Raw genomic sequence first — 11,612 nt, 5'->3', positions numbered from 1 at the left:
AGTGAATCCCAAAGGATGAAATTATGATCAAATTTGGTACAGGTGGTTGGCGCGCTTTTATTGGTGAAGAGTTCACAAAAGACAATGTATGTCTTGTAGCTCAAGCTCTTGCCAACATCATCAACAATGAACAAGTGGCAGATAAAGGTTTTATTATCGGCTACGACCGTCGCTTTTTATCAGATAAAGCTGGCCGTTGGTTCTCTGAAGTATTAGCGGCAAATAGCGTACCTGTTAGCTTCATTGATAAGTTTGTTCCAACCCCTATCGTCATGTTCAAAGCCAAAGAAATGGGCTGTGCTTATTCTGCTTGCATTACGGCATCGCATAACCCAGCAGACTACAACGGAATTAAAGTATTCATCGAAGGTGGACGGGATGCGGATGAAATCATCACGCAAAAGATTGAGCAACAAATTGCGCACCTAACCCTTGCAGATGTAAAACGGGTCGATTTCGAACAAGCGATTAATGATAAAACCATTGAAATCATCAATCCCATGAACGAGTTTGTCGATTCAATCATCAACTTCATTGATATTGAAGCCATCAAAAAAGCGAATTTACGTGTCTTGATTGATCCTATGTTTGGGGTGGCTAAAAATGCACTGCAAACCGTATTGATCAATGGGCGCTGTGATGTTGATGTTATCAATGACGGTAAAAACCCCGATTTCGGTGGTTTAATGCCCTCGCCGAGCGCAGCAACATTGTATCGACTTAAGCACCTTGTGGCGGCGGAAGGTTATGACATCGGCATTGGTACCGATGGTGATGCTGACCGCTTAGGTATTATCGATGAGAAAGGGAACTTCATTCACCCCAACGAAGTGCTTATCTTGCTTTATTACTACCTATTGGAATACAAAGGTTGGAAAGGGTCGGTCGTGCGCAATATCGCTACCACTCACCTGCTTGATAAAGTCGCACAAGATCATGGCGAAAAATGTTTTGAAGTGCCCGTTGGCTTCAAACACATCAGTTCACAAATGGAAGCGGATGACTCTTTGATCGGAGGTGAAAGCTCGGGTGGTTTAACCATTCGTGGGCATATTAAAGGCAAAGATGGCGTTTTTGCTTCAAGTCTACTAGTTGAAATGATCAGTGTAACCGGTAAAAAATTGTCAGAACTGTTAGCCGAAATCTATGTTAAGTACGGCTACGCCTACACTGCAGAGGGAGATTGCAAGTTTAAATCTTCCGAGAAAGAAGCACTCTACAACAAGATTTATGTCGATAAACAATTGCCTCAATTTGAATATGAGATTGAAAAAGTCAGTTACGAGGATGGCGCTAAGGTCTATTTCAAAAATGGCGGATGGGTTATTGCCCGTTTCTCAGGTACTGAACCACTGCTGCGAATTTTTGCCGAAATGGCCGATAAAGAAACCGCAGAACGCGTTCTTCTACAGGTAAAAGAATTCTTGTCGTTGTAACTTTCATTCCCACCCAACTTGGAGCTGAAGGTAAGCAACAAGTAAGCTTATTCCCATGCACATCGGCAAACTATGTGATTAGGGATAAGCGAGCGTAGTTAACACCACATCCACTTCAAGTAGGAAAGGTAACCACCTTCGCTCAAATGAGTTCCCTATAGGTGAAGACATTTGCCCGGCATTTTTGGCCGGGCTTTTTTTTAAAATGCCAATACCCCTTGAGTATCAATATTGACCGAAACACTTTGGCCAATAAGCAATGCTTGAGAAGAAGTGGCTAATAATTTACTGCCGTTGACTTCAATCACATAGCGACAGTGATCACCCATAAACTGCTGCTCAATAACATGAACACTGCTTTCATCTTGAGCTGAAATCTGCACATGTTGCGGGCGCAATAACAACTCACACGCAGCGTTCAGTGGTATCTCTTGTTGCGCTATCGCCTCGACCACGCCCAATTCCGTGTTAAACTGAGAATCAGAAAGACGCGTTGCCGCGAGGTAGCCTCCCCCACCTAGGAAGTCAGCAACAAATTTACTCGATGGCTGATAATACAATTCTGATGCCGTGCCATATTGTTCAATCACACCATGGTTCATGACTGCCATTTTATCGGCAAATGCAAACGCTTCTTCGCGGCTGTGTGTCACAAAAATAGCTGTCACTCCCTGCTTTTTGAAGATCTTACGAATTTCAGCAATCAATTCATGACGGACTTGGGTATCAATATTAGAGAACGGCTCATCGAGTAACAGCAGATCCGGTTTGTAAGCCAATGAACGAGCTATCGCAACTCGTTGCTGTTGACCACCGGACAATTGATGCGGATAGCGCTCATCCAAACCTGACAAATGGACCAATTCCAACATCTCTGAAACTTTGTTGGCACGCTCAAGCTGTGGTAGGTGTCGTAAACCAAATGCAACATTCTCAGCCACCGTGAGATGAGGGAAAAGCGCATAATCTTGAAAAATCATGCCGATATTACGCTCTTCTGGTGGCAGCCAATGTTCGCCATCATCAATAGTCACGCAATTTAAGCTCATCACACCAGAGCTCAAAGGCAATAAACCCGCAATCGCTTTCAGCAAGGTGGTTTTACCGCACCCACTGGCTCCAAGTAAACAGACAATTTCACCGTGTTCGACATCCAGAGTCAACGATTCAAGCACCGTTTGAGATTCATACTTACAAGTCAAATTATGAATAGAGAGTGCACAGCTCATCAGTGATTTTGCTCCAGAGAACGGTTAACGATAACAAGCGGAATTAAGCCTACTAATACTAATAAAACGGCAGGTAGCGCAGCTAATTCCAAATGCTCATCAGAGGCATAGTTGTAAACATAAGTCGCCAAGGTTTCAAAATTAAATGGGCGCAGCAACAGAGCGGCATTCAACTCTTTCATTGACTCAATAAAAACCAATAAACCAGCAATGAGTGCACCTCGGCGGATCAGTGGAAGATGTACCCGCCACAACATACCGTTTGTCTTACAACCCATAGTACGTGCAGCCATATCTAAGGAAGGCGAAATTTTATTGAGGCTGCTTTCGATACTGCCAATTGCAACCGCAGAAAAACGCACCACTAAAGCAAAAATAATGGCAAACATTGAACCAGAAAAGACCAATCCCGGGCGTCCCCACTGCATATATTTGGCAATGTCATTCACGAGGTGATCCATAAATAGCACGGGCAACATAATACCAATCGCCAGCACAGTTCCGGGAACTGCATAGCCCATTGAAGAGAGTCGCATGAAGCTTAAATTACTGCGATTGGGAGACAAGCGATAGCAGAAATTGACCACCAGCGCGACAAACACGGCTAATATCGCTGCGCTAAAGGAAACCGTAAAACTGTTTATTGCGTACTCACGAAACTCAATCGTAAAACTCTGTTCGAAATAATGATAAGCGTAAGACAGCAGTTGCATCAGTGGCAAAATAAAGGCAATAGCCACCAACCCCCAACACCACATTAATGCCAACCATTTTTTCCAACCTTGTAACTGATATCGGAAATCTTCATGGCTATTGAACTGGCTTTGGAAAAGTTTTTGTTTACGCCGACTGTAACGTTCCGCGCTTAATAACAAGATAACAATCACCAACATCACCGCCGATATCTTCGCAGCAGCATTTAAATTGGAATAACCAAGCCAAGTATCATAAACCGCCGTGGTTAAGGTGTTGACCGCGAAATAGCTCATCGTGCCAAAATCACCCACCGTCTCCATCGCGACAAGCGACAAGCCAACCGCCATTGAAGGACGAACTAACGGTAACGAGATACGTCGAAAACTTTCCCACGGAGTACATTTCAGTAACCGCGCCGATTGCAGTAAAGAGACATTTTGCTCCATAAAAGCGGCTCGACACAGTAAATACACATAAGGGTAAAGCACCAACGCCAACACAATGCTAGCACCCGTTAAAGAGCGAAGATCCGGGAACCAATAGTCACCGACACCCCATCCGGTCAAATCACGCAGTAGAATTTGGATTGGTCCGGCATAATCAAACCATCCGGTAAAAATATACCCAACAATGTAAGCGGGCATCGCCAATGGCAGGACTAACGCCCATTGTAAGATACGCTCGCCAGGAAGCTGGCACATCGCCATGATCCAAGCGCTAGGAATGCCAAATAATAATGACAACCCCATCACACTCAAGGTCAGAACGATGGTATTAAAGGTATAGGTAGGCATCACTGTCGACATCAGATGAGAAAAAACATCATCAGTTTGTCCAACAGCCGTATAAAAGATCGCTAAGATCGGCAAAACCAGTAATACCGCAAGTGAGGCACTACTGGTTTTCCATAATAAATTTTTTTCTTTCATCGCCTAATTACAACAAGGCCTTATGAAATTCAAATACAAGTGAAAATACATCTCATATCCCTTTATCAGAATAGGGGTATGGTTATACCCCTAAAGTCAATTAAAGGTCAAATTTGACTTCATCTAGCAGTTTAATAGCCGCAGCGTGATTGTCTGCAATTTTCTCTAGTGGCAATGTATCCGCTTTGAACTCACCCCAAGAAGCAACGAGTTCTGAACGCTCAACACCCGCTTTCACTGGGTATTCAAAATTCACTTCTGCGTACATGTGCTGCGCACTGTCGCTAGTTAAAAATTCCATTAATTTAACGGCATTCTCTTTATTTGGTGCATATTTCGCTAACGCCATTCCACTGACATTGACGTGAGTACCTTGCGCATTTTGGCCTGGAAAATTGATGTAAACCGAATCTGCCCAAGACTTCTGCTTAGGATCGTTGATCATTTTACCTAGGTAGTAGCTGTTACCTAGCGAAACGTCACATAGCCCTTCTTTGATCGCTTTAACTTGGTCGCGATCATTACCTTGTGGTTTACGGGCTAAGTTTGCTTTCACACCTTCAAGCCAAGCTTTGGTTGTCACTTCACCTTGTTCAGCAATCATTGAAGCAACAAGAGCAACGTTATAAGGATGCTTGCCGCTGCGTGTACAAACTTTTCCTTTGAATTCAGGCTTAGCGAGGTCGGCATAATTAAAGTCATCACCCAACTTTCCAACACGGTCACGTGAAGAATAAACGCTGCGAGTACGCACTGTTAATGCGAACCATTCATCAGCGCTGTCACGGTATTGCGCTGGAATATTACTGTCGATAGTGTCGTTGTCGACAGCCTGAACTAAACCTTTTTCAGACAATTCAAATAAACGACTAAACTCAGAAGTTAAGATCACATCAGCAGGGCTGTATTCACCTTCTTGCGCCAATTTTTCAGCAATACCTTCTTTTGCAAACTTCACATTGACCTTAATACCAGTCTCTTTAGTGAATTCTTTGAACATAGGTTCAATCAAAAATGGTTGGCGGTAAGAGTAAACATTAACTTCTTCCGCAGCCATCGCTGATGGAGCCAGTACACTACAAGCGATTGCAGAAAGAGTAAGCAGTTTCTTCATTGTATCGTTCCTTTTAATTGGTAATGATAACGCATATCAGTTTCGTTATTATATTCATATTCAATCTTGAAACAATTACTAATCGAAAAAAACCTGCCGGTTGTGACAGGTTCTTCAGGGTTTTGTTTGTAAGGAAATATTATTTCACAGTGACAAACTCAGGATAAGCTCCTACGCCACAGTCATGCATATCCATACCTTCTAGCTCTTCTTCCTCGGTTACTCGAATGCCGATGGTTGCTTTCAATATCGCCCAAACCACTAGACTAGCACCAAATACCCAAGCAAAAATGACAGCGGCACCCAATAACTGTGAGCCAAAGCTTGCGTCACCGTTACTGATTGGCACAACCATTAGGCCGAAGAAACCGCACACACCGTGTACTGAAATCGCACCAACTGGATCATCAATTTTCACTTTGTCTAGAGCAATAATGCTAAACACCACGAGTACACCAGCAACAGCACCGATAGCAACAGAATAGAGTGGTGATGGCGAGAGAGGGTCTGCTGTGATAGCTACTAGACCAGCCAACGCACCGTTAAGGATCATCGTTAAATCCGCTTTACCCCATGTGGTCTTACAAACAAGTAACGCCGCAATTGAACCTGCAGCTGCCGCAGCGTTAGTGTTCAAGAAAATTTGACTTACAGCAGTTGCATTTTCGAAATCAGACAGCATCAATTGTGAACCGCCGTTAAATCCAAACCAACCAAACCAAAGGATAAACGTACCTAGCGTTGCTAATGGCATGTTTGAACCAGGGATTGGGTATATCTCACCATTTTTGCCGTATTTACCCTTACGAGCACCCAGCAGTAATACACCAGCTAACGCGGCAGAAGCACCGGCCATGTGTACAATACCTGAACCTGCGAAATCACTAAATCCAGCATCAGCGAGGAAACCTCCGCCCCATGTCCAATAGCCTTCCATTGGGTAGACAAATGCAGTCAAAATGGCAGAGAAAATAAGGAAAGACCACAATTTCATTCGTTCTGCAACCGCGCCAGAAACCACAGACATCGCAGTTGCAACGAAGACCACTTGGAAGAAGAAATCTGATTCTAGTGAGTGATCAGCACCTTCACCTTGGCTACCAATCAGTGAACCAAATGATGGTAACCAACCCGCTTCAGCGTTGTCGACATACATAATGTTGTAACCAACTACTAAGTAAGTCGTACATGCAATAGCGTACAAACAAAAGTTCTTAGTTAAAATTTCGGTTGTATTTTTCGAACGTACTAAGCCCGCTTCTAACATGGCAAAACCGGCTGCCATCCACATCACTAACGCGCCCGAAATTAAGAAAAAGAACGTATCTAGAGCGTAACGTAACTCTGTTACTGTTGCTGATAATTCCATAATAGTTTTCTCCAATCCTTTGAATCTTTTATAGTGCTTCTGTATCCATTTCACCCGTACGAATACGAACCGCCTGGCTTAAGTCATACACAAAAATTTTGCCATCACCGATCTTACCGGTATGCGCAGCCTTAATAATCGCTTCAACCACACGATCAACATTTTCTGACTGTGTCGCTATCTCCAGTTTCACTTTTGGTAAAAAGTCCACTTGGTACTCTGCACCTCGGTATAGTTCGGTATGACCTTTTTGACGGCCAAAACCTTTAACTTCTGATACTGTCATCCCTTCGATGCCAACATCTGCCAGTGCTTCACGCACATCATCTAACTTAAATGGTTTAATTATCGCGTTTATTAGTTTCATCGCATCCTCTCTGAAGCTGTAGTCCGTTTACGATTAATTAAATCCAAGGTACGTGCCATCTTTTTAACCTGTTGATTTAAAACAATTTAAATTAAATTCCCGATAAAAAAACAAAAGGGCCGCACCAATTGGGTGCAGCCCTTTCCCGAAAATAAGGCGAAACGCTTAAGCTTCACCAGTATTGCGCAACTTAGCGGTGGTAATCGATAAATTGACACCATTTATCCATCATTAAAACAAAATCATCAATGCCACAGCTCGCGGTGCTCTCACAATCATAGAAATCAAACTCACTGTCTGTATCTAATTCATCTGCATGAGATAACACGTTTTCTTGCACCGTTACCTCGTCAGATAAAATGATGAGACTGATTTCGCGTCCTTCAAGCGCCACTTCTCGGCTGGCTTCATTTTGTGCCGTTTCAATCAACTGCAACACTTGACCTATTTTGGTGTGATCCTTATTAATCTCTTCTTGCAACCAGCGACCAATGATTTCGTGCCCCATAGAGAAAGCGCAATAATAACTGCCATCAAGGGTGTTTTTTTTAAATTCGTAATCCATGTTTTACTCTATTGATAATAAGATCAGGTACTATTATCGACAAATTCCCACTTGGACTCCACTCTCAAGCATGAAACTGAATGAAACTATTGCTCGCCAAATCGTTGAGCGCACCATGAAGATAATCCCCTATTCCGTTAATGTGATGGACGATCAGGGGAGAATTATTGGTTCCGGGGATCCTAGCCGTATTTATCAAAAGCATGAAGGAGCGATTCTCGCCATCAACGAATCACGTGTGGTAGAGATAGATACAGCAACGGCCGAACACCTCATGGGAGTCAAACCTGGCATCAATCTCCCCATCGTGCACCACGAGCAAGTGCTTGGAGTAGTAGGTATTTCGGGCGCGCCACTTGAAGTTCAGCAATACGGTGAACTGGTTAAAATGACCGCAGAACTCATTGTTGAACAAGCTGAAGTCATGGAACAAATTCAATGGGACAAGAGGCATCGGGAGGAAGTGGTACTTCAACTTATCTCTGCTGATATAGAGCAGCCGAGCCAACTAGCGTTGATCGCACAGCGCTTAAATATTGATATATATGAACCCAGAATTGTCGCGATCATAAAGTTGATACCAAAGGGAAACAATCACATCACTTTGGAACACATGCAGCATCTTGTTCACTTGCTCGAATATCCAGAACGCAATAACTTAGTCGGGATCTTATCGGTCTCAAAACACCAAGTAGTTGTGCTAAAACCGGCCTCTCTTGTGCACGGTTCTTGGAATCCAGTAAAAGAGAAACAACGTGTTCGCACGCTAATAAAACGTATCGATAGCGAAGCGGGTTATTCTATCCGTGTCGCCGTTGGCGACTACTTTCCTAGTATTAATGGTTTGATTCAATCCTTTCAAACCGCGAAAACAACCTTAGAAGTCACCCGCAAGCTCAAAGGGACAATGTTCTTTTATCACGATCACCAACTCCCTGTGTTACTAAGCTCAATTCACTACGACAGTTGGCAAAGAACACGACTACAAGCACCTCTTGTTCTCCTTGCAGAACACGATAAGCAAGGGCTACTGTTACGTACTTTGAAAAACTATTTTTTATCAAATTGTGATCCAGTTAGAACCTGTCAGATTATCCATATTCATCGAAATACGTTGCGTTATCGCTTAGAGAAAGTACAACAAATAACCTCAATAAATATCAATACATTAGATGGGAAAATACAACTCTATTTGGCGCTTAAATTAACCTAAATAAATTCACAATATGTATAAGTGCACAAATAACAACTTTTATGAAGCTATTATTTTGTCACATTGCACAGTTATTTTTTGAACAACTCCTTGATAATGTATTTTGCTATCGATAATTAATCTACTACAACAATATGAGATCAATAGCAACTCACTTACCTACCCAACATCATGGAGATTTTACATGGAACTCATTTTGATATTGTTGGCGGTGATTACCTTTATCGTCATCGCTACAACAAAATTTAAACTACACCCTTTTTTAGCACTGATTTCAGCTGCCTTTTTAGCCGCCTTTGCCTACGGTTTACCCTCCGCCAATATTGCAAAAACCATTACCAGTGGATTTGGTGGTATACTAGGTTATATTGGTTTAGTTATCGTACTTGGTACCATTATTGGTGTCATTCTGGAAAAAAGTGGCGCTGCTATCACCATGGCTGATACTGTTATCCAAGTACTGGGGGAGCGTTTTCCAACGTTAACCATGACCATTATCGGCTATATCGTTTCGATCCCAGTCTTTTGCGATTCTGGTTATGTCATTTTGAACTCTTTAAAAGAGTCACTCGCAAAGCGACTACAAACTTCCAGTGTCGCGATGAGCGTTGCTTTGGCCACCGGCTTATATGCTACCCATACTTTTGTTCCCCCAACACCAGGCCCAATCGCAGCTGCTGGTAACTTAGGATTAGAGTCGAACCTCGGCTTAGTGATTGGCGTCGGTGTCTTTGTTGCCGCCGTAGCAGCTTTAGCCGGTATGCTATGGGCAAACCGATTTAAAGATATTGAGCCAGATAACCTTGAACAACAGGCAGAACTGCAACAAGACTGGCAAGAATTGAAAGCATCCTACGGCACGCTACCTTCTGCTAGCCAAGCTTTTTCACCAATATTTGTGCCGATTCTTCTCATCTGTCTTGGCTCTATCGCAAAATTCCCATCACTTCCTCTGGGTGAAGGTTTCCTATTCCAAACACTCGTTTTTTTAGGACAACCTCTCGTCGCATTGTTTATTGGTTTACTTCTTTCTATCCGCCTCCTGAAATCAGACAATAAAGCTGAAGAATTTGGACAACGCATCAGTCAAGGCATTATTGCAGCTGCACCAATTCTGCTGATTACTGGTGCGGGTGGTGCATTTGGTGCGGTACTTAAAGCCACGGAGCTGGGCAACTATCTCGGAGCAACACTTTCTGCTCTAGGAGTCGGTATTTTCATGCCATTTATCGTTGCAGCAGCACTAAAATCTGCTCAAGGCTCTTCAACCGTTGCACTAGTCACCACCTCAGCATTAGTCGCTCCAATGCTCGCTCAATTAGGTTTAGATTCCGAGATGGGCCGAGTTCTAACCGTGATGGCCATCGGCGCTGGAGCAATGACTGTATCTCATGCGAATGACAGCTTCTTCTGGGTTGTCTCACAGTTTAGTCGTATGAGTGTCGGCTTAGCATATCGTGCGCAAACCGCCGCAACGTTAGTGCAAGGCATCACGGCCATGCTACTGGTTTATGTATTAAGTTTAGTTTTACTGTAAGAGAGTCTTTATGAAAATCGTTATTGCTCCTGATTCCTATAAAGAAAGCCTCACTGCCATGGATGTGGCAATCGCGATTGAAAAAGGGTTTAAGCAAGTCTTGCCCAATGCACACTACGTTAAGCTACCGATGGCCGATGGTGGTGAAGGCACTGTGCAATCGATGGTTGACGCCACTGGTGGCAGTATCATCGAACACACAGTAACAGGGCCGCTTGGCCAGCCTGTTTGTAGCTTTTTCGGTTTATTGGGTGAAGGTAAAACGGCAGTGATTGAAATGGCCGCAGCTTCTGGCCTTCATCTTGTGACGCCTAAGCAACGCAACCCACTCGTCACAACCACATTTGGTACGGGAGAGTTGATCAAAGCCGCACTCGATCAAGGTGTAGACCACATTATCGTTGGCATAGGCGGCAGCGCGACCAACGATGGTGGCATTGGTATGGTGCAAGCCTTGGGCATTAAATTGCTTGACACACAAGGAGAAGCTCTTGGCTATGGCGGCGGTGAGCTAGCGAAACTGGCAACGATTGACTGCTCTCAACTCGATCCTCGTTTGGCTCAGGTTCGCCTCGAAGTGGCGTGTGATGTTGATAACCCACTGTGTGGCGAGAAAGGTGCTTCTGCCATATTCGGTCCGCAAAAAGGCGCAACACCCGAGATGGTCGCGACCTTGGATGAAAATTTGGCACACTATGCCGCAATCATTAAACAGCAGCTTGGTGCCGATGTTCGCGATATGGCAGGCGCTGGTGCCGCTGGTGGTATGGGCGCTGCGCTGCTCGGCTTACTTAATGCCGAGCTTCGCCCTGGTATTGAAATTGTCATGGATGCCGTCAACTTAGACGAAATCGTCGCTGATGCGGATTTGGTGATCACTGGAGAAGGTCGTATCGACAGTCAAACGATTCATGGCAAAACGCCCATTGGTGTCGCTCGTACTGCAAAAAAATACGGTTTACCGGTTATCGGTATCGCGGGCTGTCTGTCGGCCGATTGCGCAGTGGTGCATGAGCATGGCCTTGATGCCGTCTTTGCTGTGGTAAATCGCTCCGTTGATCTACCAACCGCGCTGGCAGAAGCCGCAGAGAACGTAGAACTGACGGCAAGAAATATCGCCGTAGCCTTTTGTATGACTCGCCGTTAAACTTAGCTTA

General features: G+C 44.1%; 10 protein-coding genes. 4 read left to right on the top strand and 6 right to left on the bottom strand.

Annotation, left to right across the window (positions count from 1 at the left end; translation table 11 throughout):
- Nucleotides 1-23 precede the first annotated feature (23 nt).
- Complete coding sequence (locus AACW06_RS01410) at nt 24-1,436, top strand: phosphoglucomutase/phosphomannomutase family protein (protein ID WP_192073689.1); 1,413 nt, start codon at nt 24-26, stop codon at nt 1,434-1,436.
- A 200-nt stretch (nt 1,437-1,636) separates the two neighbouring features.
- Here the strand turns inward: AACW06_RS01410 and AACW06_RS01405 are convergent, their stop codons facing one another.
- The 6 genes from AACW06_RS01405 to AACW06_RS01380 all read right to left on the bottom strand — a co-directional run bounded on the left by AACW06_RS01405 (nt 1,637) and on the right by AACW06_RS01380 (nt 7,705).
- Complete coding sequence (locus AACW06_RS01405; protein ID WP_192073688.1) at nt 1,637-2,665, bottom strand: ABC transporter ATP-binding protein; 1,029 nt, start codon at nt 2,663-2,665, stop codon at nt 1,637-1,639.
- On the bottom strand, nt 2,665-4,290 hold the full coding sequence (locus tag AACW06_RS01400) for an ABC transporter permease (protein WP_192073687.1): 1,626 nt from the start codon (nt 4,288-4,290) through the stop codon (nt 2,665-2,667). The genes AACW06_RS01405 and AACW06_RS01400 overlap by 1 nt, the downstream gene beginning before the upstream one ends.
- A 100-nt stretch (nt 4,291-4,390) precedes the next feature.
- Nucleotides 4,391-5,404 carry a Fe(3+) ABC transporter substrate-binding protein gene (locus AACW06_RS01395; RefSeq protein WP_192073686.1) on the bottom strand — a complete coding sequence of 338 codons (1,014 nt, stop codon included), beginning with the start codon at nt 5,402-5,404 and terminating at the stop codon, nt 4,391-4,393.
- A 139-nt stretch (nt 5,405-5,543) separates the two neighbouring features.
- Nucleotides 5,544-6,773 carry an ammonium transporter gene (locus AACW06_RS01390; protein WP_192073685.1) on the bottom strand — a complete coding sequence of 410 codons (1,230 nt, stop codon included), beginning with the start codon at nt 6,771-6,773 and terminating at the stop codon, nt 5,544-5,546.
- Between the two features lie 28 nt (nt 6,774-6,801).
- Nucleotides 6,802-7,140, bottom strand: a complete 339-nt coding sequence (locus tag AACW06_RS01385) for a P-II family nitrogen regulator (RefSeq protein WP_053311301.1) — start codon at nt 7,138-7,140, stop codon at nt 6,802-6,804.
- Between the two features lie 190 nt (nt 7,141-7,330).
- Nucleotides 7,331-7,705: a YacL family protein gene (locus AACW06_RS01380; protein ID WP_192073684.1), complete on the bottom strand. Its 375-nt coding sequence runs from the start codon at nt 7,703-7,705 to the stop codon at nt 7,331-7,333.
- 70 nt (nt 7,706-7,775) lie between these two features.
- Between AACW06_RS01380 and AACW06_RS01375 the strand changes: the two genes are divergently transcribed.
- From AACW06_RS01375 to AACW06_RS01365, 3 genes are all read left to right on the top strand, one after another.
- Nucleotides 7,776-8,918, top strand: coding sequence for a sugar diacid recognition domain-containing protein (locus AACW06_RS01375; protein WP_192073683.1), 1,143 nt, complete (start codon nt 7,776-7,778; stop codon nt 8,916-8,918).
- Nucleotides 8,919-9,102: 184 nt separating this feature from the next.
- Complete coding sequence (locus AACW06_RS01370) at nt 9,103-10,455, top strand: GntP family permease (RefSeq protein ID WP_192073682.1); 1,353 nt, start codon at nt 9,103-9,105, stop codon at nt 10,453-10,455.
- Between the two features lie 10 nt (nt 10,456-10,465).
- The gene (locus AACW06_RS01365; protein ID WP_192073681.1) at nt 10,466-11,602 is read left to right on the top strand and encodes a glycerate kinase; all 1,137 of its coding nucleotides are present in this window, start codon (nt 10,466-10,468) and stop codon (nt 11,600-11,602) included.
- The last annotated feature ends 10 nt before the right edge of the window (nt 11,603-11,612 follow it).

Source organism: Vibrio sp. S12_S33 (assembly GCF_963889785.1).
GTDB classification, from domain to species: Bacteria; Pseudomonadota; Gammaproteobacteria; order Enterobacterales; family Vibrionaceae; genus Vibrio; species Vibrio aestuarianus.
This window is presented reverse-complemented; position numbering and strand designations above follow the sequence as displayed.